The 23,195-nt window shown below is 73.0% G+C and carries 25 protein-coding genes; 13 read left to right on the top strand and 12 right to left on the bottom strand.

Annotation, left to right across the window (positions count from 1 at the left end; all coding sequences use genetic code 11):
- Positions 1-168: 168 nt before the first annotated feature.
- A complete protein-coding gene (locus ACZ4TR_RS31295) occupies positions 169-897 on the top strand; it encodes a M50 family metallopeptidase (protein WP_465290974.1) in 729 nt (242 codons plus the stop codon).
- Positions 898-987: 90 nt separating this feature from the next.
- Here the strand turns inward: ACZ4TR_RS31295 and ACZ4TR_RS31290 are convergent, their stop codons facing one another.
- The 5 genes from ACZ4TR_RS31290 to ACZ4TR_RS31270 form a co-directional block, all read right to left on the bottom strand.
- The gene (locus ACZ4TR_RS31290; protein WP_465290972.1) at positions 988-3,732 is read right to left on the bottom strand and encodes an alkaline phosphatase family protein; all 2,745 of its coding nucleotides are present in this window, start codon (positions 3,730-3,732) and stop codon (positions 988-990) included.
- 4 nt (positions 3,733-3,736) lie between these two features.
- Positions 3,737-5,080, bottom strand: a complete 1,344-nt coding sequence (locus ACZ4TR_RS31285; RefSeq protein WP_465290970.1) for an ABC transporter permease — start codon at positions 5,078-5,080, stop codon at positions 3,737-3,739.
- On the bottom strand, positions 5,077-6,003 hold the full coding sequence (locus ACZ4TR_RS31280; RefSeq protein ID WP_465290968.1) for an ABC transporter ATP-binding protein: 927 nt from the start codon (positions 6,001-6,003) through the stop codon (positions 5,077-5,079). The genes ACZ4TR_RS31285 and ACZ4TR_RS31280 overlap by 4 nt, the downstream gene beginning before the upstream one ends.
- Positions 6,004-6,202: 199 nt before the next feature.
- Complete coding sequence (locus tag ACZ4TR_RS31275) at positions 6,203-6,865, bottom strand: response regulator (protein ID WP_465290966.1); 663 nt, start codon at positions 6,863-6,865, stop codon at positions 6,203-6,205.
- Positions 6,862-7,977, bottom strand: coding sequence for a sensor histidine kinase (locus ACZ4TR_RS31270; RefSeq protein ID WP_465290965.1), 1,116 nt, complete (start codon positions 7,975-7,977; stop codon positions 6,862-6,864). Before ACZ4TR_RS31270 ends, ACZ4TR_RS31275 begins: the two co-directional genes overlap by 4 nt.
- A 186-nt stretch (positions 7,978-8,163) precedes the next feature.
- Here ACZ4TR_RS31270 and ACZ4TR_RS31265 point away from each other — a divergent pair, with 186 nt between their 5' ends.
- The gene (locus tag ACZ4TR_RS31265) at positions 8,164-8,538 is read left to right on the top strand and encodes a DUF6223 family protein (protein WP_465290963.1); all 375 of its coding nucleotides are present in this window, start codon (positions 8,164-8,166) and stop codon (positions 8,536-8,538) included.
- Here the strand turns inward: ACZ4TR_RS31265 and ACZ4TR_RS31260 are convergent.
- Positions 8,530-9,810 carry an APC family permease gene (locus ACZ4TR_RS31260; protein WP_465290961.1) on the bottom strand — a complete coding sequence of 427 codons (1,281 nt, stop codon included), beginning with the start codon at positions 9,808-9,810 and terminating at the stop codon, positions 8,530-8,532. The two genes, ACZ4TR_RS31265 and ACZ4TR_RS31260, sit on opposite strands and share 9 nt — an antisense overlap.
- A gap of 49 nt (positions 9,811-9,859) precedes the next feature.
- Here ACZ4TR_RS31260 and ACZ4TR_RS31255 point away from each other — a divergent pair, with 49 nt between their 5' ends.
- From ACZ4TR_RS31255 to ACZ4TR_RS31240, 4 genes are all read left to right on the top strand, one after another.
- Positions 9,860-10,612, top strand: a complete 753-nt coding sequence (locus ACZ4TR_RS31255) for an arsenate reductase/protein-tyrosine-phosphatase family protein (protein ID WP_465290959.1) — start codon at positions 9,860-9,862, stop codon at positions 10,610-10,612.
- On the top strand, positions 10,609-10,989 hold the full coding sequence (locus ACZ4TR_RS31250) for a VOC family protein (RefSeq protein ID WP_465290958.1): 381 nt from the start codon (positions 10,609-10,611) through the stop codon (positions 10,987-10,989). The genes ACZ4TR_RS31255 and ACZ4TR_RS31250 overlap by 4 nt, the downstream gene beginning before the upstream one ends.
- A gap of 103 nt (positions 10,990-11,092) precedes the next feature.
- Positions 11,093-12,283, top strand: a complete 1,191-nt coding sequence (locus ACZ4TR_RS31245) for an NAD(P)/FAD-dependent oxidoreductase (protein ID WP_465290956.1) — start codon at positions 11,093-11,095, stop codon at positions 12,281-12,283.
- A gap of 10 nt (positions 12,284-12,293) precedes the next feature.
- A complete protein-coding gene (locus tag ACZ4TR_RS31240; protein WP_465290955.1) occupies positions 12,294-13,235 on the top strand; it encodes a sigma-70 family RNA polymerase sigma factor in 942 nt (313 codons plus the stop codon).
- Between the two features lie 834 nt (positions 13,236-14,069).
- Here ACZ4TR_RS31240 and ACZ4TR_RS31235 read toward each other — a convergent pair.
- Complete coding sequence (locus ACZ4TR_RS31235; RefSeq protein WP_465290953.1) at positions 14,070-14,774, bottom strand: cation efflux transmembrane domain-containing protein; 705 nt, start codon at positions 14,772-14,774, stop codon at positions 14,070-14,072.
- Positions 14,771-15,109, bottom strand: a complete 339-nt coding sequence (gene cmtR, locus ACZ4TR_RS31230) for a Cd(II)/Pb(II)-sensing metalloregulatory transcriptional regulator CmtR (protein WP_465290951.1) — start codon at positions 15,107-15,109, stop codon at positions 14,771-14,773. The genes ACZ4TR_RS31235 and cmtR overlap by 4 nt, the downstream gene beginning before the upstream one ends.
- Positions 15,110-15,186: 77 nt before the next feature.
- On the opposite strand from cmtR, the gene ACZ4TR_RS31225 reads away from it, so the two are divergent.
- Positions 15,187-16,437, top strand: coding sequence for a prolyl oligopeptidase family serine peptidase (locus ACZ4TR_RS31225; protein ID WP_465290950.1), 1,251 nt, complete (start codon positions 15,187-15,189; stop codon positions 16,435-16,437).
- Here the strand turns inward: ACZ4TR_RS31225 and ACZ4TR_RS31220 are convergent.
- Entirely contained in the window at positions 16,426-17,373 is a 948-nt protein-coding gene (locus ACZ4TR_RS31220; protein ID WP_465290948.1) for a GlxA family transcriptional regulator, read from the bottom strand. The genes ACZ4TR_RS31225 and ACZ4TR_RS31220 overlap by 12 nt on opposite strands.
- 122 nt (positions 17,374-17,495) lie before the next feature.
- Between ACZ4TR_RS31220 and ACZ4TR_RS31215 the strand changes: the two genes are divergently transcribed.
- Genes ACZ4TR_RS31215 through ACZ4TR_RS31200 form a run of 4 tightly spaced genes read left to right on the top strand, consistent with a single transcriptional unit; the run spans position 17,496 to position 19,247 of the window.
- Entirely contained in the window at positions 17,496-18,164 is a 669-nt protein-coding gene (locus ACZ4TR_RS31215) for a DJ-1/PfpI family protein (protein WP_465290946.1), read from the top strand.
- The gene (locus tag ACZ4TR_RS31210) at positions 18,164-18,481 is read left to right on the top strand and encodes a hypothetical protein (protein ID WP_465290945.1); all 318 of its coding nucleotides are present in this window, start codon (positions 18,164-18,166) and stop codon (positions 18,479-18,481) included. The genes ACZ4TR_RS31215 and ACZ4TR_RS31210 overlap by 1 nt, the downstream gene beginning before the upstream one ends.
- On the top strand, positions 18,478-18,924 hold the full coding sequence (locus tag ACZ4TR_RS31205) for a hypothetical protein (RefSeq protein ID WP_465290943.1): 447 nt from the start codon (positions 18,478-18,480) through the stop codon (positions 18,922-18,924). The genes ACZ4TR_RS31210 and ACZ4TR_RS31205 overlap by 4 nt, the downstream gene beginning before the upstream one ends.
- Positions 18,921-19,247 carry a hypothetical protein gene (locus tag ACZ4TR_RS31200; protein WP_465290941.1) on the top strand — a complete coding sequence of 109 codons (327 nt, stop codon included), beginning with the start codon at positions 18,921-18,923 and terminating at the stop codon, positions 19,245-19,247. Before ACZ4TR_RS31205 ends, ACZ4TR_RS31200 begins: the two co-directional genes overlap by 4 nt.
- Here the strand turns inward: ACZ4TR_RS31200 and ACZ4TR_RS31195 are convergent.
- On the bottom strand, positions 19,167-20,054 hold the full coding sequence (locus ACZ4TR_RS31195) for a helix-turn-helix domain-containing protein (RefSeq protein WP_465290939.1): 888 nt from the start codon (positions 20,052-20,054) through the stop codon (positions 19,167-19,169). The genes ACZ4TR_RS31200 and ACZ4TR_RS31195 overlap by 81 nt on opposite strands.
- A gap of 137 nt (positions 20,055-20,191) precedes the next feature.
- On the opposite strand from ACZ4TR_RS31195, the gene ACZ4TR_RS31190 reads away from it, so the two are divergent.
- The gene (locus tag ACZ4TR_RS31190; protein ID WP_465290937.1) at positions 20,192-20,701 is read left to right on the top strand and encodes an SRPBCC family protein; all 510 of its coding nucleotides are present in this window, start codon (positions 20,192-20,194) and stop codon (positions 20,699-20,701) included.
- A 48-nt stretch (positions 20,702-20,749) separates the two neighbouring features.
- Here ACZ4TR_RS31190 and ACZ4TR_RS31185 read toward each other — a convergent pair whose 3' ends face one another.
- Positions 20,750-21,094 (bottom strand): putative quinol monooxygenase, encoded by a 345-nt coding sequence (locus ACZ4TR_RS31185; protein WP_465290935.1) that lies wholly within the window; start codon positions 21,092-21,094, stop codon positions 20,750-20,752.
- On the bottom strand, positions 21,094-22,515 hold the full coding sequence (locus ACZ4TR_RS31180; RefSeq protein ID WP_465290933.1) for an FAD-dependent oxidoreductase: 1,422 nt from the start codon (positions 22,513-22,515) through the stop codon (positions 21,094-21,096). The genes ACZ4TR_RS31185 and ACZ4TR_RS31180 overlap by 1 nt, the downstream gene beginning before the upstream one ends.
- Positions 22,516-22,603: 88 nt before the next feature.
- Here ACZ4TR_RS31180 and ACZ4TR_RS31175 point away from each other — a divergent pair, with 88 nt between their 5' ends.
- Positions 22,604-23,176, top strand: coding sequence for a TetR/AcrR family transcriptional regulator (locus ACZ4TR_RS31175; RefSeq protein WP_465290931.1), 573 nt, complete (start codon positions 22,604-22,606; stop codon positions 23,174-23,176).
- The last annotated feature ends 19 nt before the right edge of the window (positions 23,177-23,195 follow it).

Below are 23,195 nucleotides of genomic sequence, written 5' to 3'. Positions count from 1 at the left end.
GGTCATAGACGAGTACACGCCGCCCCCCACCTCCATCACTCTCCCCCTCCGCCTCCCCCCCCCCCCCCCCCCCCCGGCCCCGCGCTCGCGAAGTCTTCCGGTTGACAGCTTCGTGACAACGTCGATCCGGCGGTTCCGCCCGCGCCGGCCGGCTGGTGAGCTTGACGTGTGAAGCGCGGGAAACTCGACGAGATCGTGAACGCGACCGTGCCGGCGCCCAGCTGGTGGCTGGTCGCCGCGACCGGGCTGGCGGCCGCCGCCGTGACGCTGGCTTCGGTGTCCACGCTGCTGACCGGGCGGTCGCGCCTGCTGACCCGGTTCAACGTGCTGGGGACGTTCGTCCACGAGGGCGGCCACGCGCTGATGAGCGTGGTGACCGGTGGCGGGGTGTACCAGGTCGGGATCTCCAGCCCGGATTCCGGAGTGACGTGGGTCTGGTTCCCCTCGCGGTTCTCCTCGATCCTCACTTCCGCGGCCGGCTACGCGATGCCGTCGCTGGCCGGGCTCGGGGCAGCCGTGCAACTGCAGCGCGGGCACGCCGCCGCCGTGCTCACCCTCACCGTGGTCGCCGCCGCCCTGCTGCTGTTCCTGTCCGCCGACCTGCTCACCTTCGCCGTCGTCGCCGGCATCGGCTTGGTCGCTTTCGCCGCGCTGGCCTGGGCGCCGGTGTGGGTGCGGACGACGATCGCCTACCTCGAGGCGTGGCTGCTGCTCACCAGCGAGATCTCCGGAGTGGGCCACCTCGTCGCCGCCCGGTGGGCCGGCGAGGTTTCCGCCACCGACGACGCCGCCGGCCTCGCCGAGGAAACCCACATCCCCGGCTTCGTCTGGATCGCCGGCTGGCTGGCGCTGATCGTCTGGGCGCTGTCCGAAGCGTTCCCCCGGCTGTGGCCGTGACACCGGGAACGTCCGGCCACGTGGCAGAACGGCCGACCGCGCCACGGCGCCTGGTCCGGAAAGCCGGACCAGGCGCCGCACCGGGGTTTCTCAGCCGTCGGACTCGGCTGACGGGAGGTAGGCACCCGGGACCTGTGCCGGGGCGAACACCTGGTTCTCACCCGGGTAGGGCACCTGCCAGCCGTGCGTCTGGTACCACGTGAAGTGGTTCATCTGCGCGGGGTTGGCGTAGTCGGCGACGGCGTTCGGGCCGGTCAGCCGCTGGTGCGCCGTCCACTCCTGCCACTGGGCCGCCACCTGCGCCTTGTCCGCCGGCACCGCCGACGACGGCACCGGGGCCGCCGCGGGGTTCGGCGGGGCGGGGGTGTCCGGACCGCAGGTCGGCTGGGTTGCCAGGCCACCCGTCAGCGAGGTGCGGTTGGGCACCGCGGTGAACGGCGTGTAGTCCGGCTTCCGCGTGAACGCCGCACTCATCGGCGTCGCCGCGCTGTCCTTCTGGTTCATCGGCTTGACGCCGAGGATCTGCTCGATCGTCCGGATCATCGTGATCTGCGAGTAGTAGTGGCTGTCGACGACGCCGCGCTGCGCGTACGGGCTGATGATCTGCACCGGCGCCCGGTGGCCGTCGACGTGGTCGAGACCGGCCTGGGAGTCGTCCTCGACGACGAAGATCGCCGAGTCCTTCCAGTACTGGCTGTGCGAGATCTCGTCGACGATCTTGCCGACCGCGAGGTCGTTGTCGGCGACCTGGGCGGCCGCGTTCGGCGGGCCGCCGGTGTGGTCGCTCGACAGCCAGAACATGTTCAGGTTCGCCGGCCCGTGCTTCTCGAAGTCGTCCTTCCAGACCTGGTACCGGTACTGGTCCGGCACCGCGGTGTCGAACTTCGGGAATCCCGGCACCGAAACGTCGTTCAGGGACGGGATCGGCGACGACGACACCAGCGGGTAGGCCGTCGGTTCACCCGTGGCCGCCATGTTCTTGGCGTCGCAGTACAGGTTCTGCCAGCTCGCCCCGGCGGGCTTGGTCAGGAACTGCTGGAACTCGCCGAAGTCCCGCACCGACTTCCCGGCCGCCTGCGCGCCGGTCCAGAGGAACCCGGAGCTCTGGTGACCGAGGGCGTCGTCCTCGGTGTCGTAGCTGCGCAGGTACTCCCCCGCCGACGACTCGGTGTACTCCGGGTTGTCGGCCTGCATCAGCCAGTTGTGGCCCTCGGCGGAGTTCGTGCCGATGTCGTAGGTGTTGTCGTACAACCCGAACTGCCGCTCCAGCGCGTGCTGGTTCGGCGTCACGTTCTCGCCGAACTGCGCCACGGCCGGATCGCCGTTGCCGCGCGCCTCGTCGCCGAAGAGCTGGTCGTAGGTCCGGTTCTCCTTGACCAGCAGGAAGACGTGCTTGATCGTCGAGGGGTCGCCGAGCCGCGCCGGGACCGGCACCGGGCTGCGGTGGCCGTTGTCGTGCGCCACCTGCACCGAGTCGTCCGTCCAGCCGTTCTGCTTGAAGACCTGGCCGGTGTACCCGCGGATCGCGCGGTCGTCCGGCAGCCGGAACTTCTGCACGCTCGACGTCGTGTCGTGCGTGCCGTGCCCGGCCGCCGTGGTGGGCCGGAGCGCGTCGATGCCGCGCGTGTTGGAGACGACGACATCCTGGCCGACCGTGGTGATCGCGGTCGGGAAGTAGTCCGTCGGCAGCAGGCCGACGTAGCTCACCGGCTCCTGCGCCCGCTGGAAGCGGTAGACGGCGACCGCGTTCGCGCGGCCGAGCGTCACCAGCAGGTGCCCGTCGTCGGTCAGCGTCACGCCGTCCGGCTCGTAGCCGACCGACGCCTGCGGCCACGGCTGGGTCGCGATGGTCTGCACGACCTGGTCGCGGCCGGTGTCGATGACCGAAACCGTGTTGCTCGCGGTGTTCGTCACGAACAGCGCGCCGTTCTTGACGTACACGGCGGTCGGGTGCAGGCCGACGTCGATGCTCTTCGGCGTGGCGGCGGCGTTCGCCAGGTCGATGACGCTGACCGTGCCGCTGGTCGTCGCGCCGGTGAACCCGCTGGCCGGCACCTGGGTGTTGTAGGAGTTCAGCGTCGGCTCGCCGGGCTTGGCCGGGTGGCCGCCTTCGTCGCTGACGTACAGCTTGCTGCCGACGCGGACCAGGTCACGCGGCGCGTTGCCGACGGCCCAGCTCTGCTTGGTCGCGCCGGTCGCCGCGTCGAGGGCGACGACGCGGTTCTGGCCGTTGACCGCCGAGTACACAGTGGACCCGTCGGGCGAGAAGACCGCCTGGGCGACCAGCGCGTGCTTGGCGCCGTCCGCCGGGATCTTGACCGGCACCGGCGCGGCCACGGTCCCGTCGGGGTTCACCGTGAACTTCGTGTAGCCGTCGGTCTGCGCCAGCCACAACGACTTTCCGTCCGGCGAATACGTCGGGCCTTCCTGGCCCACGTCGTTGCCGGCGATGCGCAGGTTCGCCGTCGCGGAGTTGCCGACCAGCTGCTGCACCTTCCAGCTCATCAGGTCGACGATGGTCAGCGCGATCCCGCCGTCGGTCGTCAGCGCGGCGAGGTGGGTGCCGTCCGGGCTGACCGAAGACGCCATGATCTTGCCGTTGTTCACGACCAGGCGGTCGCCGATCGGCTTGATGTACTGGTCGGCGGAGACGACCTGGCCGTTCTCGGTGACCTGGCCGACGTGCTCCTCGCCGAACTGCGCTGTCGACGCGACACCGACGCCGGTGCCCGTGGCGACGAGCACGAGGGTGGCGGAACCGGCCGTCGCGCAGCGCAGCCGATGGCCGCTGCTCCGGCTCTTCCCGGCACGCCGTCTGCGGCGTGTTACCTGCATCGGGTTATCCCTTCGTGGTGGTGAGCAGCTCGACGTTCCCGTCGAACTGCCAGAGCGGGTTGGGTTGGTCCCCGGCCGGGGTCCGCACCTGGAAGTAGCCGTTCACTTCCTTCGGTCCGTCGCCGTCGGCGACGTACCGCCCGTCCGAGGTGATGTCCAGCTGGTAGATCGCCGAGCCCGTCGCCGCGATGCCCGGCAGGCGCCAGGAGACGACGCACCGCCAGTCGTTGCCGGGGCCTTCGGGTTCGACCAGGCCGTCGCCCTTGGTGCACGCGGCCGTGGCGGCCAGCTGCTCCTCGGTGACGTCGGGCCGGTTCAGCTGCCCGGCCTGCAGCCGGTAGAGGTGGGCGAAGGCGGTGGCGACCGACCGCTGGACCTTGTCCAGGCCGATCCCGGACCCGGTGGCCGGCGTGGCGACGGCGACGACCCCGGCCGTGGCGGCGAGCAGCGCGACCAGCGGCAGGACACCGAGGGTGAGCGCGCGGCGGCCCCCACCGTCGTGGGCGGGGTTGGTGAAGTCGCGGCGCACGAAGAGCAGGTAGGCCAGCGCGGTCGCGACCACGGCCCAGGCCAGGCTGACGCCGACCGCGATCAGGAGCGGCCCGAGCTGGGCCGGGTCGGTGAAGAGGCCGTTCCACGCGATGAAGGCGTAGCTGGGCAGGGCGAGCCGGACGGCGACCGGCAGCGGCAGCAGCTGGGCGAGCGCCAGCACGAGCGCGACGACGGCGGGCAGCAGCAGGCCCATCGGCGAGCGGCCCCAGAGGACCGACCCGAGCAGCCCGATCGCGCCGAGGGCCAGCGTCGGGGCGAACACGCAGACCCAGGCGAGCAGGACCCGCACCGCGGCGTCGCCGGGAGCCAGCAGGTGGCCGTCGAGACCGGCCAGCGGCCGGCTCCCGGCGGCGAGAACCCCGCCCACCGCACCGGAAACGGCCATCCCGGCCACCAGCACGAAGATCACGGTCAGGCTCGCAAGCGCTTTCGCCACGAAGATCCGCCGGGTGGAGCGGACCGCGACCAGCAGGTGGCGCCAGGTGCCGAGCCGGTCTTCGGAGGCGAAGACGTCCCCGGCGACGACCGACGTCAGCAGCGGAAGCGCGTACGTGCCGGCGAAACCGAGCATCACCAGCGGCCCGGCCCAGCCGGTGGCGTTCATCCACCGGCCGAAGAGCGTGTCGACGGGCAGCGAACTCTGCTCGCTCACCACGGCGACGAACAACGCGGGAGCGAGCCAGCACGCGACCACCAGCACGCGGATCCGCCAGGCGGAGAACAGCTTGACGAGTTCGAAGCGGTAGCCGCGGGCCACCGGGACGGGCGGCGCGGTCTCGGTGAGGGTCGCGGTCATCGGCCGGCCTCCGGCTGTTCGGTGAGGGCGAGGAAAGCGGCTTCCAGCGGCGACACGACCGGCGCGAGCTCGCGCACCGCGATGCCCTCCTTCGCCAGCCGCAGCACCAGTTCGTCGAGCGCGGGCACCAGGGCGCGGACCACGAACGCGTCGGCGTCCCCCTCGGCGAGGCGGATCCCCGGTGTGCCGGCGACCAGCGGCCGCGCGGCCGCCGGGTCGGACGTGCGCAGGCGGTGGTCCAGTTCGCCGTTTTCGGCGGAGAGCTTGCCCAAGGGGCCGGTGAAGACGACGCGGCCGGTGGACAGGATGGTGACCTCGGAGCAGAGCGCTTCGAGGTCGTCCATCCGGTGGCTGGAGAGCACCACGGTGGTGCCGTCGGCGGCGAGCCGCTCGAGGACGCCGTGCACGTGCTTCTTGCCGGCCGGGTCGAGGCCGTTGGCCGGCTCGTCGAGCACCAGCAGGCGGGGTTCGGTGAGCAGGGCGGCCGCGAGGCCGAGCCGCTGCCGCATGCCGAGGGAGAAGCCGCGTACGCGGTCGTCGGCGACGTCGGTGAGCCCGACCTCGCCGAGGACGTCGTCGATCTTCGCGGTCCGCCGGCCGCCGCCGCGGAGGGCGGCCAGCGCGGCGAGGTTTTGCCGGGCGGTGAGCGAGGGGTAGAGCCCGGGGCCGTCGACGAACCCGGCGACGCCGCCGGGCGCGGAAAGGGTCTTCCCGACCGGCGTCCCGAGGATCTCGAGCCGGCCCTCGTCGGCGACGGCCAGGCTCAGCAGCAGGCCGAGCAGCGTCGTCTTGCCCGCGCCGTTCGGGCCGACCAGCCCGTGGATCCCTCCCGGTGCCACATCCAGATCGATGCCGTCCAACGCGACGACGTCACCGAAGCACTTGGTGATTCCGCGCGCTCGCACCGCGGCGGGTGTGTCCATCATTCCCCTTGCCTTCTTCCTCGGCTCGCGACAGAAACTTAAGCAGGACAAATGACTTCGGCGGGCGCGCCGGGTGAACACGACCGGAACGGGAATCGACCGACGGAAACCGCGTCGGTGAAATGTCCGAGTTAAAGCTCGGCCTTGCGCCGAGTTAACCGGCTCCTTGCCTTGGGACCGCCCCGAAGCCCTTGCGGGATCAGGAAGTGCGCGGGACCACCAAGCCGGATTCGTAGGCGAAGACCACCAGCTGCGCCCGGTCGCGGGCGTGGAGTTTGGTCATCGCCCGGTTGATGTGGGTCTTCGCGGTCAGCGGGCTGATCACCATCCGGGCGGCGATCTGGTCGTTGGCCAGACCCTGCGCGACCAGGGTGACCGCCTCGCGTTCGCGATTCGTCAGGTGCGCCAGCCCCGCCGGGGCGCCGGTCCCGAGGGGCTGGGCGACGTACCGGTCGATCAGCTTGCGGGTGATCGACGGCGCGAGCAGGGCGTCGCCGCGGGCGGCGACCCGGACCGCGTGCAGGAAGTCCTCCGGCTCGATGTCCTTGACGAGGAACCCCGCCGCTCCGGCGCGCAGTGCGGTGAACACGTACTCGTCCAGGCCGTAGTTGGTCAGGATGACCACGTGCACCCCGGCCAGCGCCGGATCGGCGGCGATGCGCCGGGTCGCCTCGATGCCGTCGACGAGCGGCATCTGGACGTCGACGAGGGCGATGTCGGGCCGGTACCGCCGGGCCAGCGCCACGGCCTCGCCGCCGTCGGCCGCCTCGGCCACCACCTCGATGTCGTCTTCGTTGTCGAGGAGCGCGCGGAACCCGCTGCGGATGAGCGGCTGGTCGTCGGCCAGCAGGACGCTGATCACGACGCGGGACCCACGGGAAGTTCGGCGTGGACGCTGAAACCGCCTTCGCTGCGCGGTGCCGCCCGCAGGTGGCCACCGAGCGCGGTGACCCGTTCGCGCATCCCGAGCAGCCCCACCCCGGGGACCGGGGCCGCGTCCGGGGTGGCCCGGCCGTCGTCGTCGACGCGGATGACCAGCGTGCCGGGGCGGTAGCCGATCCGGACCGACGCGGTCTCGGCCGCGGCGTGGCGGGCGATGTTGGTCAGCGACTCCTGGACGATCCGGTAGCCGGTCCGGTCCGCCGCGGCGGGAACGTCGTCGCGCTGCCCTTCGATCGTCAACGTCGCGGCCAGGCCGGCGGCCTGGGCTCGCCGCACCAGTTCGGGGACGTCGTCGAGCCCGTGTGGGGGATTTTCGTCGTCGCGCAACGCCTCCAGGGTCGCGCGCAGCTCCCGCGCCGCCTCCCGGCCGGCGTCCCGGATCACCAGCAGCGCGTCCGGCACCGGTTCCCCTCGCTTGCCGGCGAGGTGGACGGCGACCTCGGCCTGCACCTTGATGACGGAGATCTGGTGGGTGAGCGAGTCGTGCAGTTCCCGCGCGATGTGCAGCCGCTCTTCGTCGGCACGGCGCCGCGCGGTCTCCTCGCGGGTGCGTTCGGCCTCGTCCGCCCGGCGCTCGGCCTGCCGCAGCGCTTCCCCGGCGGCACCCGCGGCGATCAGCCACGCGATCTGGAGGACGTCGCGAGTGTGCGTGATCGCCGCACCCACCGGCAGATCTCCGGGCGCGGCGAGGATCGCGAGCGGCAGAGCGAGCACCATGAGCACCGCGCTCACCACCGCGAGGACGCGGTGTCCGGCCCGGACCGCGGCGTACACGGCGACCAGGTACGCGACGGCGGGGACGTCGACCCCGACGGCCTGCGATCCCAGCGCGCACAACGCGGTCACGGCCAGCACGGTGACCGGAGCCCGGCGGTACGCGGCCAGCGCCAAGCCGCCGAGCGCCAACAGCGCGTAGCCCAGCGGGACGAGGCTCGTGGCGGGGTGGTGCCCGTGAAGGCCGGCGACGAGCAGGGCCGTCGCCACTCCGGCGGCGACCAGCCCGTCCCCGAGCCGGATCCGTCCCGTGCTCATGCCTGCACCGTAGCCGGAGGTCCGGCCGGGCGACTCCTGCGCGCGAATGGTCCGCGAACTACCGCAACCGCAGTACTTTCCCGGCTCCTACGGCGCCCGCGGCAGCGCGAAGTGCCTGCGCCTGCCGGACGACCGGGGGCAAGCCCGGCGGACAGGATCAGGCGACATCCACTCGAGGAGGACCTCATGTCCGTCACCCACACCATTTTCGGCTCCGCCACACCGACGCTCGCCGCTGTCGACGCGTACACCCTGACCACCGCCCGGTTCTGGGCCACGGCGGCCGCGCTGCTGGGACTGGCGGGCGCGATCATCGGCGGCCGGGCACTGGTTCGCGTCCGCCGTGCCGCCGGCGGGCGCAAGGGAGCCATCGTCGCACTGGCGTCGGGACTGATCGCCGCCGCCGGCGGCGTCGTCAACCTGGCCGTCGCCGACGGTGGTCCCGGCACCGGCAACGGAGTCGTCGGGGGCGGCGCGGCCGTGGTCGCGGGGCTCACGGCCATCGTCCTCGGGGGGCTGACGCTGGCCCGTGCCCGCCGCACGGTGGCCTTCTCACGCTGACCGGCTCCGGGCGCGCGCCGCCAGGACCACGGCCCGGCCGGTCAGCCCGACGGCGAACATCACCACCCCGGCCAGCACCGACGGCCACGGCAGCGTCGCCACCAGCACCAGGCAGCCGAGGACACCGAGCAGGTTGAGCCACCGGGGCCACCGGCGCTGCTCGCGGGGCTGGGTGAACGCCGCGGCGTTCGCGATGGCGTAGTAGATCAGCACGCCGAACGACGAAAAGCCGATCACCCCGCGGAGATCGACGGTGAGCACCAGGACGCCGACGACGACCGCCAGCGCGATTTCGGCGTGGTGCGGGACCTGGTAGCGGGGATGGACGGCGGCCAGCCAGCCGGGCAGGTCGCGGTGGCGGGCCATGGCCAGGCCGGTGCGGCCGATGCCCGCGATCAGCGCCAGCAGCGCACCGAGCGCGGCCAGCGCCGCACCGACGCGCACCACCGGGCTCAGCCCGCCGACCCCCGCGGCCTGCACCGCGGCGGTCAGCGGTGCGGTGGTGGCGGCGAGCCCGTGCGGCCCGGCGGCCAGCAACGCCACCACGGCCACCACCGCGTAGACCGCCACCGTGCTGAACAAGGCGATCGGGATGGCCCGGGGGATCGTGCGCTCCGGGTCGCGGACCTCTTCGCCCATGGTGGCGATCCGCGCGTAGCCGGCGAAGGCGAAGAACAGCAACCCGGCCGCTTGGAGGATGCCGTAGACACCGCCCGAACCCGGACTCAGGTTCGCCGCGCTGGCATGACCGCCGACGACGATCCCGAGCACGACCACGGCCAGCGCGGTCAGGCTGGTGGCGACGAGGATCCGGGTCAGCAGGGCCGTCTTGGTGACACCGCGGTAGTTCAACGCGGCCAGCCCGAACACGCCGGCCACCGCGACCGCGCGCTGCGCCCACCACGGGCCGGGAACCGCGTAGGTGGCGAAGGTGAGCGCCATCGCCGCGCACGAGGCCGTCTTGCCGGCCACGAACCCCCAGCCCGCCGTGAACCCCCACCAGTCGCCGAGCCGTTCCCGCCCGTAGACGTAGGTGCCGCCCGACGTCGGATACGCCGCTGCCAGCTGCGCGGACGCGGTGGCGTTGCAGTAGGCGATCACCGCGGCGATCGCCAGGCCGATCAGCAGGCCGGTACCGGCCGCGGCGGCGGCCGGGCCGAACGCCGCGAACACCCCGGCGCCGATCATCGAACCCAGCCCGATGACCACCGCGTCCCCGGTGCCCAGCCGGCGCGCCAGCACGCCGGCGCCGTCGGATCGCGATGCGGACACCGCCCACCTCCTGATATTCCATCAAACTATTTTGATGTATCCTGCTGGCATGGCGTCGTCAGGTCAAGCCGCCCCGGCGTTCGTGCGCGCGGCCGCCCACCCCCTGCGGTGGCGGCTGCTGACCGAGCTCGCCGGCAGCGACTACCGGGTCCGCGAGCTGACCGAACGCACCGGCCAGCCGCAGAACCTCGTCTCCTACCACCTGCGGCTGTTGCGCGACGACGGCCTGGTCACCGCGCGGCGCAGCACGTTCGACGCCCGCGACAGCTACTACCACCTGGATCTGGACCGCTGCGCCCACGCGCTGACGACCGCGGGCGCGGTTCTGCACCCCGCCCTGCACCTGGGGCCGCCCACGGTGCCCGACCGGTGGCCGGACGGGATTCGTGTGCTGTTCTCGTGCACCGGGAACAGCGCCCGCTCGCCGATCGCGGAAGCCCTGCTGCGCCACCGCGGCGAGGGACGCATCGAGGTGACGAGCGCCGGCAGCAACCCCAAGCCGCAAATCCATCCGCACGCGGTCCGGGTGCTGCGCGAGGAGTTCGGCCTCGACCTCGGCGACCGGCGTCCCCGGCACCTGGACACGCTGGCCGGCCGCCGGTTCGACCACGTGATCACCTTGTGCGACAAGGTCCGCGAGGTCTGTCCCGGCTTCGATTCCCGGCCGGTCCACTGGAGCATCCCCGATCCGGCCGCAGGCACCTACGCGGACTTCGTCCGCATCGCCCACGAGATCGACACGCGGGTCCGCCACCTGCTGCCCGTGCTCGCCACCACTCCCCGTCCGGAGGTTCGACCATGACCGCACCCGACCAGCTCGCCGCCGTCCGCTACCTCGTCGACGACGTCGAGGCCGCCATCGGCTTCTACACGACCCACCTCGGCTTCACCCTGCGGATGAGCGCCGCGCCGGCCTTCGCCGACGTGGTCCGCGGTCCGCTACGGCTGCTCCTGTCCGGCCCGGCGAGCTCCGGCGCCCGCGCCACGCCCGCGGACGCGACCGCCGCCGGCCGCAACCGCATCCACCTCGTCGTCGACGACCTCGACGCCGAGATCGGCCGGCTCCGCGACGCGGGACTGCCCTTCCGCAGCGACCTGGTGTCCGGCCCGGGTGGCCGGCAGATCCTGCTCGCCGACCCCGCCGGCAACCTCGTCGAACTGTTCCAGCCCGCCCGCTGAGCGCATTCTCGGGCGGGGTGGTGACCCACGTCACCGGTCGGCGCTGTCAGGGATCGGGGGGCTGTCTCGTTCAGGGGGCACGCGAACCTGACAGGAGCGAACCATGCCGCATCGCATCGTCGTCCTCGGAGCCGGATACGCCGGCGCCTTTGCCGCCGGCTCACTGGCCCGCCGGCTCCACTCCGGCGACTTCGAGATCACCGTCGTCAACGCCGAACCGGATTTCGTCGAGCGGCTGCGCCTGCACCAGCTCGCCGCCGGGCGGGATCTCCGCCCCCGGCCGCTGACGGAGGTGTTCGCGGGCACCGGCATCCGGCTGCGGGTCGCCCGGGTGACCGCCGTCGACGCCGGTAACCGGACGGTCACGGTCGCCGACGGCGAGGGTGTCGACCGGATCGGCTACGACACCCTCCTCTACGCGCTCGGCAGCACCGCCGCGGACCACGGCGTTCCGGGTGCCGCAGAGCACGCCTTCACCGTGGCCGCGCGGCCGTCCGCGCTTCGCCTGCGCGCCCGCCTGGACGAGCTGGGCGAGACCGGGCGGGTACTGGTGGCCGGCGGCAACCTGACCGCGATCGAGGCCGCCACCGAAATCGCCGAGTCCCGGCCGGGACTCCGGGTCGCCCTGGCCACCAGCGGTGAGCTGGGCGGGTGGCTGGGCACGAAGGCCCGCCGTCACCTGCTGCGTGCGTTCGAGCGGTTCGGCATCACGGTGCACGAGCACACCACCATCGAGCGCGTCGAGAAGGCCGCGGCGATCGCCGCGGACGGAAGCGTTTTCGCCGCCGACGCGACCGTGTGGGCCGCCGGCTTCGCCGTTTCCCCGATCGCCGCCGCCGGCGGCCTCGAGGTGGTGGCCGACGGCCGGATCACGGTGGACCGTCAGCTGCGGTCGGTCTCGCACCCGGAGGTCTACGTCGCCGGGGACAGCGCCTTCGTCATCGGCGGGAACGGCCGGCCGTTGCCGATGTCCTGCGCCTCTGCGGGATACACCGCCATGCAGGCGACGGCCGCGATCATCGGGGACCGGACCGGGCGCGGGATCAAGACGACCGGGCTGTCCTACTTCGGCAACCACATCAGCCTCGGCCGCGACGACGCGATCTTCCAGCTGGTCGACGGTGCCGCTCGCGCGCGGTCCTGGGCTTTGTGCGGCCGGCCGGCCGCGCGCGTCAAGTCGGCGATCGTGGCCGCCAGCGGCTGGGCGATCAGCCGCCCGACCTTCGGCAGGCCGGATCGCCAGTACCGGTCGGCCGCCTCCCGGGTGCCCTCGCCCGGCGTGCTCGCCGCCTAGAGTCGCGTTCGTGGACACCGTCACCGTGGCGCGGTTCGAGGCCAGCCGGAACCGGCTGGCCTCGCTCGCCTACCGCCTGCTCGGCTCGGCCGCCGACGCCGAGGACACGGTGCAGGACGCGTTCCTGCGGTGGCAGGCCGCCGACCGGGGGTACGTCGACGTGCCCGAAGCGTGGCTGACCAAGATCGTCACGAACCTGGCGCTCGACCGGCTCCGTTCGGCGAAGGCGCGGCGCGAGCGCGCGGTCGGCACCTGGATGCCCGAGCCGCTCCTCGACGGCGACCCGATGCTGGGCCCGGCCGACACGGTCGAGCAGCGCGAATCGGTGACGCTGGCGGTGCTGACGCTCATGGAGCGGCTGTCGCCGGTCGAACGAGCCGCGTACGTGCTGCGCGAGGCCTTTGCCTACAGCCACGCGGAAATCGCCGGCATCCTCGGCATCACCGAGTCCGCGAGCCAGCAGCACACGCACCGGGCCCGCCGCAGGATCGCCGCCGCCGGCACCGGCACCGCGCCCGACCGTTCCTCCGCGCGCCGCATCGTCGAGGCGTTCGTCGACGCCGCGTCGTCGGGCCGGACCGATCGGCTGGTGGCGCTGCTGACCGGGGACGCGACCGGCGTTTCCGACGGCGCCGGGCTGGTGCCGGCCGAGAGGCTGATCCGCTACGCGAGCCCGGAGCGGATCGCCGGCGCGATGCGGGCCGGCTTCAAGCCGTCTCCGGCCAAGCGCCGGCTCGCCGGTGGCTCGCCTTCGATCCACGCTGTCCTGGTCAACGGCTGCCCGGCGATGCTCGCCACGCTCGAGGACCGGGTCCTGGGCGTCGTGATCCTGGAGATCCGCGACGACAAGATCGCCGGCGTGCGCGGCATCGCCTCGCCGACCCGGCTCGGCCGCGTCACCGAGCAGTGGGGGCGGCGGGACCACGACGTGCCCCTGATCGCATCGTGGTGACCGGCCGCTCGACGCCGGGGCCGGGGTCAGCCGCCGGGCTGTTCCCGCGCGAGGCGCCTTCACCGAGCCTGAGCCGAAGCGGCCGGCCGCGGTCCCGGCCGCAGGTCGCAGGTCGCAGGTCGCAGGTCGCAGGTCGCAAACAGTGCGCGCACCACGATCGGGACGCCCGGCGTCATACCCGGGCCGACCGCCTCCACGCCGTCCACATCAGACAGAGCGAAACCCGCTCGACACCGGGGCCCGGTCAACAGCCGGGCTGCTCCCCCGCGAGGCGCCTTCACCGAACCTGAGCCGAAGCGACCGGCCGCGGTCCCGGCCGCAGGTCGCAAACATTGCGCGCACCACGATCGGGACGCCCGGCGTCGCGCCCGGGCCAACCGCCTCCACGCCGTCCACATCAGACAGAACGAAACCCGCTCGACACCCGGGGCCCGGTCAACAGCCGGGCTGCTCCCCCGCGAGGCGCCTTCACCGAACCTGAGCCGAAGCGGCCGGCCGCGGTCCCGGCCGCAGGTCGCAAACATTGCGCGCACCACGATCGGGACGCCCGGCGTCGCGCCCGGGCCAACCGCCTCCACGCCGTCCACATCAGACAGAACGAAACCCGCTCGACACCGGGGCCCGGTCAACAGCCGGGCTGCTCCCCCGCGAGGCGCCTTCACCGAACCTGAGCCGAAGCGACCGGCCGCGGCCCCGGCCGCAGGTCGCACGTCGCACGTCGCACGTCGCAAACATTGCGCGCACCACGATCGGGACGCCCGGCGTCGCGCCCGGGCCAACCGCCTCCACGCCGTCCACATCGGACAGAGCGACCCCCCGCTCGCCGGGACGGAGTCAACAGCAGTGCTCGCCACGCCAGGCCTCACGGCCTTCCCGCACCGCGACCGCGGCGATCGCCAACGCCACGACCGGGTCGGCCCACGACCAGCCGAACAGCGAGTTCAGCAGCAACCCGAGCAGCAGGACGCCGGAAAGGTAGGTGCACAGCAACGTCTGCTTCGAGTCCGCGACCGCGCTCGCCGAACCCAGCTCGCGCCCGGCCCGGCGTTGCGCGTGCGACAGGAACGGCATCACCAGCAGCGACACCGCCGCCAGCACGATCCCCACCGGGGAATGCTCCGCCTGCTCCGCGCCGGACAGCGACCGCACCGATTCGACCGTGACATAGGCCGCCAGCACGAAGAACGACACCGCGATCACCTTCAGCGCCGTCCGTTCGCGCGCCTCCGGGTCCGCGCCGGAGAACTGCCACGCCACGGCCGCGGCGGAGGCCACCTCGATCACCGAATCCAGGCCGAACCCGAGCAACGCCGTCGACGACGCCACCGAGCCGGCCGAGAGCGCGATGATCGCTTCGACCACGTTGTAGCCGATCGTCGCGGCGACCAGCAGCCGTACCCGCCGCGACAGCACCGCCCGGCGGTCCGCGTCGACCCGCGGCGCCGCCTCCGCGGCGCAGCATCCGTCGGCACAAGGGGTTTGCCCGGCCGCCGGGGCTGTCGGCAGCAGCTCGATGCGCTGTTCAGCGTCCCCGCTCATGTGTGCACCGCCGGCTCGTCTTCGTCCACGCAGGGCTGTTCGGGGTCGACGGCGAGCACCAGCTGGACCAGCTCCCGCAGCGCCCGCGCCAGATGCGGGTCCGCGAGGCCGTAGTGGACCTGTCGCCCCTGGTAGGTCGCGACGACCAGGCCGCACCCGCGCAGGCAGGCGAGGTGGTTCGAGACGTTGGAGCGGCTCAACCCCAGTTCCTTGGCCAGCTGACCGGGATAGTTCGCCCCGTCCAGGAGCGAAACGAGGATCTTGCACCGCGTCGGGTCCGCCAGGGCGCGCCCCAACCGGGCCAGCGCCGCTCCTCGCGTCTCACACGTCAGCATGCGTCGGACAGTACAGCCAAGACTGACACATCAGCAAGCGACCAAGGCGATACGATGGCCTGCGACAAAGGAGTCGCATGGACAAGATGTTCAGTCGCCGCACCGCCTTGGTCACCGGAGCCGGCATCACCGCCGGCCTGACGTTGCCGGGCGTCGCCCATGCTCACGGAACGGACAGCACGAGTTTCGTCCTCGACGCCGAAACGCTCGACGGCGGAGAGCAGATCACCTCGGTCACCCTCGACACGTCCCGGTTCGGGCCCGTCGACCCGGCCGGCCTGACCACCGGCACGTTCAGCGTGCACGCGAAGGCCACCAGCCCGATCGACACCGGCGGCCAAGACGTCGGCTACGACCTCGACCGGCCCGTCACCGCCGCCCGGCTCGACCGCCGCGGGAACATCGTGCTGGAGCTGAGCCACGGCGAAGGCCAGACCGGCGGCGGCACCCTCGGCTACGTCAACAGCAAGAGCCGCAACGTCCGGCTCGATCTGGTCTACACCATCACGCAGCACGCCCCGCTCCGCACTCGGCACGGACGGCCGGTCACCATCGCCCGGTTCACGCAAGGCCGGCTGGCCAACCCCGAGGTCGACGCCTTCACTTACCACGCCTCACGTTCCGGGATGAAGTACCGGCTGTACTCCCCCGGCTCGCGACGCGGCCGGCGGCCCCTGGTCGTCTGGCTGCACGGCGGCGGCGAAGGCGCTTCCCTGCCCGACGGCTACTACGACAACGAGACCACGCTGCGCGCCAACCGCGGCGCGCTGGGCTTCGCCACCCGGGAAGCACAACAGATCTTCGACGGCGCATACGTGGTCGCTCCGCAGAGCACGTCCGCCTGGATGGACGACGGACCCCGGTTCGCCCCGCTCATCCACGAGATCGTCCGGGACGTCCTGCGCACCCGGCCGGTCGATCCCGCACGCGTCTACGTCGTCGGTTGCAGCAACGGCGGCTACATGAGCCTGAAGATGACCACGGTCTACCCCCGGACGTTCGCCGCGTCCGTGCCGATCTGCGGAGTCGTCACCGCCCGGAAGGCCGGGGACCCGCCCCTGGTTCCCGACGCCGAGCTGGCCGCGATCAGCACCCCCACGTGGCTGGTCGCCTCCCGCGACGACGACACGGTGGACCCGCAGGCCAACACCGTCCACGCGCACGAGCTCATCCCCCGGTCCGAACTGACGCTCTACGACCACGTCGTCCGCGACGGCCACCAGTTCCCCGGGCACTGGTCCTGGATCTACGTGGCCCGCAACGACCCGAGCGTCGGCGGCACCCACGTCTGGCAGTGGATGGCGCGGAAGCACCGCTCAGCGGGGTGACGGCCGGAAGGTCTTCCGGTACGCGGCCGGGTTCACGCCCACGGTCTGCGTGAACTGGGTGCGGAAGTTGCTCGGCGAGGGGAACCCGACCTGCGCGGCGATGCGGTCGACGGTGTGGTCGGTGACTTCCAGGAGTTCCTGCGCGTGCCGGACGCGGACGCCGGTGAGCCACTGGATGGGGCTCTGCCCGGTTTCCGCGTGGAAGCGCCGGGCGAGGGTGCGGCTGCTCATGCCGGCCGCGGTCGCGATGTCCGCGAGGGTCAGCGGGCGGTGGGCGTTCTCCTCGATCCAGGACAGGGCTTTCTCCAGCGTCGCGGTCCGGTACGTCGGGCGGTTGCGGAGGATGAACTGGCCCTGGCCGCCGGTGCGCTGGAGCGGCGCGACGGCCAGGCGCGCCGCGTCGGCGGCCACCGCGACGCCGTAGTCGCGCTCGACGATGTGCAGGCACATGTCGAGACCGGCCGACGCGCCCGCCGACGTCAGGATCTGCCCGTTGTCGGTGAACAACGCGTCCGCGTCGACGTCGACGGCCGGGTGGCGGCGGGCGAGCTCGTCGGTGGCGAGCCAGTGCGTGGTCGCCCGCTGCCCGTCGAGCAGGCCGGCCTCGGCGAGGGTGAACGCGCCGACGCAGATCGACGCCACCCGCGTGCCCCGGGCCACCGCGGCGCGCAGGGCCTCCGCGACCGCGGGCGGCGTCGGGCGGGCGGGATCGTTGCGGCCCGGGACGACGACCAGGTCCGCCCGGCCCACCTCGGCCAGCCCGGCGCCGACGCCGATGCGCAGCGGTCCGGCGTCGACCATCGGCTCCGGCCCGGCCACGACGATCCGGTAGCCCGGGCGCCCGTCCGGCAGCCGGACGCGCCCGAGCGTCTCGACCGGCGTGGCCAGATCGAACGCGATCACGTCGTCGAGGGCGAGCACCACAACCGTGTACATGCCCCGAAAGTACCGCACCGAGCACGTGGCGAGATCCAGGCGAAGTTTGTCGTGATAGCCAGTGGCCGGGGACGCCGGGAGTGCGCAGCATGGCAGTGATCACCTCCGGCGAAAGGATCACCATGCCCCACCCGCGAGCCCAGTTCGTGCTCTTCGACGGCTTCGACCCGCTCGACGCCGTCGCGCCGTACGAGGTCCTCTCCGCCGGGCGCGAGTTCCTGGGCGGCGCGCTCGACATCGGGTTCGTCTCCGCCGAAGGGCCCCGCGACGTCGTCTCCGGCACTCCCGGCATCACCCTCACCGCCACCGCGGCGCTGGATCCGGCCGTCCCCGGCTACGTCGTGGTGCCCGGTGCGGCCGGCCCGGTCGACGGCGACCCGGACGAGGTCGACACCGTTCCCGTGCTGCTTTCCCGGTTCGCGGCGAGCGCCGCGGGCCCGCTGCTGCGCGAGTGCCTGGACAACGCCGCCGTCACCGTCGCGGCGGTCTGCGGCGGGTCGCTCGCGCTGGCCATGGCCGGGCTGCTGGAGGGCCGCGCGGCGACCACGCACGTCCTCGGCGTCGACCTGCTCGCGGCGGCCGGGGTCACCGCGGTGCGCGCCCGCGTCGTCGACGACGGCGACCTCGTCACGGCCGGCGGCGTTACCTCCGGCCTCGACCTCGGGCTCTACCTGCTCGAACGCGACTTCGGACCGCGGATCGCGCACGCCGTCGAGGAGCTCTTCGAGTACGAACGCCGGGGCACCACCTGGAAGAACAGCGGGCTCGCCGCCGTGACGGGAGCCGCGTGATGGCCGGCATCACCGGAACCTGGCACCTGCGCATGAAGACGCCGATCGGCACCGTCGACGCCGACTACCGGTTCACCGAGGCCGACGGCGGCGTCCGCGGCACGGCCGTCGGAGCGGGCGAGGAAACCACGCTGGAGAACGTCGTCCGCACCACGACGGCGGACGGCGAGCGCGTCACGTGGCAGCAGCGGATCACCCGGCCGATGCGGCTGAACCTCGCGTACGACGTCACGGTCACCGGCGACACCCTCGCCGGGCACTCCCGCGCGGGACGCCTCCCCCGCACCGCCGTCACCGGCGAACGGGCGGGCGCGTGAAGGCGTTCCTGCTGTCCGTGCACGTCCTGGCCGCGATCCTCGCCATCGGGCCGGTCGCGGTCGCCGCGAGCATGTTCCCGGCCGCGGCCCGCGCCGCCCACCTGGCGCCGGACGACCTCCGCAAGAACGCCGTTCCCGGCGTGCTGAACCGGATCACGCGCGTTTACGCGGTCATCGGGATCTTCGTGCCGGTCTTCGGCGTCGCCACCGGGGCCGCCCTCGGCGTGCTCGGCGACGCCTGGCTGATCATCTCGATGGTGCTCACCGCGGTCGCCGCCGTCCTGCTGATGGGGGTGATTTTGCCGGGGCAGCAACGGGTTCTCGGCACCGGCGACCCGGACCGGCGCCTGGCGATGTCCACCGGGCTCTTCAACCTGCTGTGGGCGGTGGTGGTCGTCCTGATGATCGTCCGGCCCGGCTCGACGACCGGAGCCGGTCGGTGAGCCCGCGCCGCGTCCTGCACGTCCTCGGCACGGCCGAGCTCACCACCCTGGCGCTCCTGCTGCTCAACCTGGTCACCGTCCACCACCGGACGGTCTCCGGCGTCCTCGGTCCGGTGCACGGCCTGGCCTACACCGCCACGATCATCGCGGCGGTGCTCCTGGCCCAGGGCCGGCGCCGGGTCTGGCTGCGCGCTCTCGTCCCGGGAATCGGCGGGCTGCTGGCCGCCCGCGCGCTCGCACCCTCAGGACACAGCGGGCGCCGGGCGTGGCTGCCCGGCCGGCGCCGCGGTCGCCGCGTTCAGCAGGGTGAGCGCCGCCTGTGAGGACGAGCCCGGTTCGGCGGTGACGACCACGAGCGTCTGCTCCGGGGCGTGCGCCAGGGCCAGGGTCTGCTGGTGCACCGTCAGCTCGCCGACGAGCGGGTGCCGCATCGGGTACTCGGTCGCCGCGCAGGCGAGGACCCGGTGGTCGGCCCACAGCGCGGCGAACTCGGTGCTGCCGGTGACCAGCTCGCCGATCACCGTGCTCAGCAGCCGGTCGTCGGGGTGGCGCCCGGCGGTCAGCCGCAGGTTGCCGACCACCGCACGCGCCTTGTCCGTCCACTGTGGATAGAGGTCGCGGGTGTGGGCGTCGAGGAACACCAGGCGCGCCATGTTCGGGCGGCCGGCCGGGCGGGCCGGGGCGCCGAAGTCGAGGTGCCCGGCGAAGAACGCGTGCCCGAGCCGGTTCCACGCCAGCACGTCGGTGCGCCGGCCCAGCAGGATCGCCGGCACGTCCCCGAGCCCCGCCAGCAGCTGCGCGGTGACGGCGTCGACGCGCTCGGCCGGCGGGCGCTTCGCGGCGCGGTGGCGCGCGGGCCGGGCGAGCACCCGCAGGTGCTCGTGCTCGTCGTGGCCGAGCTGGAGCGCGCGGGCGATGCTGTCGATCACCTCGTCGGAGGCGTTGCCCGACTGGCCCTGCTCGAGCCGGACGTAGTAGGACGCGCTCACGCCGGCGAGGCTCGCGACTTCCTCGCGGCGCAGACCGGGTACGCGGCGCCGCTCGCCGTAGGTGGGCAGGCCGACGTCCTCCGGCCGCACCCGCGCGCGGCAGGCCTGCAGGTACTCGGCCAGCGGCCCTTGATCACCCATGCCCCCAGTATGCGACGGCTTCGGCCGGCGAACCTGCCACCGCGAGGGGTAGGAAACCCGCGGTCTGGCCGCGGTGCCCGGCCCGGCCCACCCTGGTCGAAGCCGCTTCCAGCACCAGTCCAGGAGGACGTCGCCCCATGACCGACCCGGTTCTCGCGCTCGACCCGGCATCCTTCACGTTCACCCGCCGGGTGTGGGTGCCCGCTGCTCCGCAAGTGGTCTACGACCTGGTCAGCGACGTGACCAAGATCGAGCTGTGGAGCCCGACGGCGTCACGCGTGCGCTATGACGAAGGCGACGGCCCGACACCGGGAGCGTGGTTCGGCGGCCACAACCGCCGCGGCGAACGCGCATGGGCCAGCCGTTCCCAGGTCCTCACGGCCGAGGCGCCCACCGAGTTCGCGTTCGTCGTCGGCGGCCTCGACGACGGCATCGTGCGCTGGCGCTGGCTCATCACCGCCGACGGTCCCGGCTCGGTCGTGACCCAGACGTGGGACCTGGTGCGCATGGATCCCGTACTGGGTTCGGACGCGCGCGAGGTGACCGAGCTCCGGAACGAGATGGCCGCGAGTGCGGAGCAGACTCTGATCGCCCTGAGCCGCTGGGTGCACGAGCACGCGGTGGCCGGTTTGCCGCGCGGGTCCTGAACTGTGCGACACCACCCCCGGATCTCGGAGAACCGGCCCCGGCCCTTCCTACCCCTCGGCGGGGGTGGCACGGGCCGGCACCGGCAGGAGGGCCAGTTCCGGCCAGCCGTCCCCGGGCATCGTCGTCATCAGCACGCGCGGCGTCTCGGCGAGAGCGGCCGGCCATTCGCGTTGGATCTTCGGGATCAGCGGCGACTTCAGGTGCTGCTCGACGCCGTCCTCGCGGTGCCCCTCCAGCAGGAAGAAGACGCCCGGCTCGTCGACGCTGCGCGCCCACCAGAACCAGAGGTTGCTCTCCTCGGCCCGCGTCGCGCGGGTGAACTCGCCGACGAGGTCGAGCCACCGGCCGGCCCACTCTTCGCGCACGGTGAAGCGGATGACGACGACCTGCATCAGCGGCCACTCCGTTCGCGTTGCGGGGCGGTCCAGCGGTCCAGCACTGCCGCCCACTCCCCCGCCTCGACGTCGCCCGCCCAGGCGACGTAGCCGTCCGGACGCACCAGCAGCCCCGGCCCGTCGTCGGTGCGGTGCACCACCGGCACCGGCGCGGACACCGGCCCGGCGTCCCGGCTCGCCACGAGCACGAATCCGCCGTGGCGCAAGGATTCCGGCAACCGTCCCTCCCGCACCGGGAGGTCGCCCGCGGGGGTTCCGGTCAGCGGGTGCTCGGCCGGCGCGCGCCGGTAGCGGATCCCCGTCCCGGTGAACATCCCGGCGGCCTTGCGGGAAAAGCGGCCACTGCGCAGAAGCGCGCCGAGCACGTGGTTGCGGAGCATCCGCAACGGCCACGCCCGCAGCGTCATCATCCGGATCGTGGCCCCGCTCGTGCGCAGCACCAGCCGGCCGACCGGGTGCCGTTCCGCCTGGTAGGTGTCGAGGACCGCGGGATCGGCGCCGTCGAGGACGGCGGCCAGCTTCCAGCCGAGGTTGGCCGCGTCCTGGATGCCGGTGTTCATGCCCTGGCCGCCCGCCGGCGAATGCACGTGCGCGGCGTCGCCGGCGAAGAACACGCGATCCGAGCGGTAAGCGCCGATCTGGCGTTCGTCGCTGCGGAACTGCGAGATCCACCGGGTCTCGCCCATGCCGAAGTCGGTGCCCATCGTCCGCTGGAGGATGTCGCGCACCAGCGCGGGTTCCGCCCGGAAGCCCGCGTCGCCTTCGTGCCGGCGGTGCCAGGCGATGACGCGGAACCACCCGTCGCCGAAGGGCGCCAGGAACGCGAAGCTGTCCTTGACCGCGTCCACGGTGATGACCGTGGCGGGCGGATCCGCGAGCCGCACGTCGGCGAGCATGATCGAGGTCAGCAGCACGGTGCCCGGGAACCGCGTGCCGGTCAGCCGCCGGACGGTGCTGTGCGCGCCGTCGGCCGCGACCACGTAGGACGCCTTCCACGCCCGGGCGCCGGCGTGGACCACGACGCCGTCGTCCCGCTGGTCGAGGCCGGTGACGGCGGTGCCGCGCACGATCCGCGCGCCCTGGCCCCGCGCGTACTCCGCCAGCAGCGAGTCGACGTTGCGCTGCGGCGTGACCAGCAGGAACGGGAAGCGCGACGGCAGCCGGGTGAGGTCGAGGCCCGCGCTCTTCCACAGGCTCAGGCTGCCCGCGCGCGTCCCCGTGGCGACCAGGTCGTCGGCGAGCCCCCGGGTGTCCAGGACCTCCAGCGTCCGGGCGTGGGTCCCGAACGCCCGGCTGAGCGGCGACGCCTCGGCGTGCTTCTCGACGACCACGACCGACCGGCCGGCCAGGGCCAGCTCCCCGGCCAGCAGGCAGCCGGTCGGGCCGGCGCCGACCACGACGACATCCACGGTGTCCACGCCGAACCTCCTAAGTCAACAATGGGTGACTTAGGACGGTACGAGGGCCGGCGCACCAAGTCAACCGTCGGTGACTTACCCTGCGGAGGTGACTTCGCCCCGCCGCCGCTCCGCCCCCGCCACCCGCGCCGCGATCCTCGAAGCGGCCCGGACCCGGTTCGGCGCCCAGGGGTTCGACCGGGTGCGCCTGCGCGACGTCGCCGCGGACGTCGGCGTCGACCCGGCGATGGTCATCCGCTACTTCGGCACCAAGGAGGGCCTCTTCGCGGCGGCCGCGGAGTTCACGCTGGACCTGCCCGACCTCACCGGGGTGCGCGCGGACGACCTCGCGCACGTGCTGATGCCGCGGTTCTTCGGCGTCTGGGAGGACGACGCCGGGTTCCTGTCCCTGCTGCGCGCGGCGACGACCAGCGAGGCGGCCGCGGCGAAGATGCTGGAGCTGTTCACCGGCCAGGTCGCCCCGGCCGTGGCCGCCGTCGTGGCCGACCGCGCGCCCGAGCGCGCCGCGCTCCTCGGCTCCCAGATCCTCGGCCTGGCCGTCTCGCGCTACGTGCTGAAAGTGCCGCCCCTGGCGGACATGGGACGTGCCGAGCTCGAAGCCTGGGTCGCCCCGGTCATCCGGCACTACCTCACCAGTCCGGTGGCCGTCGAGCGCAGCTGAGCGAGAAACCCTTGCCCGG

This window comes from Amycolatopsis sp. NPDC028719 (assembly GCF_055565395.1).
This window is presented reverse-complemented; position numbering and strand designations above follow the sequence as displayed.